The sequence below is a fragment of the Bacillus timonensis genome (genome assembly GCF_004799755.1).
GTDB classification, from domain to species: domain Bacteria; phylum Bacillota; class Bacilli; order Bacillales; family Bacillaceae_L; genus Ferdinandcohnia; species Ferdinandcohnia timonensis_A.
Window position 1 is genome coordinate 1 of sequence record NZ_SLUB01000153.1, and the last position, 505, is coordinate 505.

Below are 505 nucleotides of genomic sequence, written 5' to 3' on the forward strand. Positions count from 1 at the left end.
GTTTTTCTGCCTGGAACGTTTTTAATTCTTTGTGCATTAGCCAAAGTAATATTAAAGAAATCTTCTAAGATGTTATATACTGGCTTCCAATAAACTCCTGTGCTTTCCATTGCGATATGTGTCACTTCTTTTTCCTCTAACCATTTCAAGAGACGAAATAAATCTTTAGTCAATGTAGGAAAAGTTTCAATTTCCTTTACCATGTCTGTCTCTGATTCACCAAGAAGTACGCAAGCAACTATTGTTTCTGAATGTACATCCAACCCAGCACATCGTTTGTGCAAAGTTTCCATTTCACTCCACCTTTTAGAATGTATTCCACAAACAATGGAATGAATTTGAAATTAGACATTTTTCTGTTCGTAGTCATCTCTCGATAGAGAGAGCTAACAATGGGTTGTACACCAAATTCATTCCAACAGTTTTTTATACGGGGTAAAACCACCATTAAAGACCACGTAATATACTCATTGTTTGCGGTATCTACATTATGGGGAAAAGAATC

General features: G+C 35.4%; 1 protein-coding gene. It reads right to left on the reverse strand.

Annotation, left to right across the window (positions count from 1 at the left end; translation table 11 throughout):
* A partial coding sequence (locus E1I69_RS24315; RefSeq protein WP_136382036.1) for an IS110 family transposase occupies nt 1-293 on the reverse strand: 293 nt, incomplete at its 3' end.
* Nucleotides 294-505: the final 212 nt, after the last annotated feature.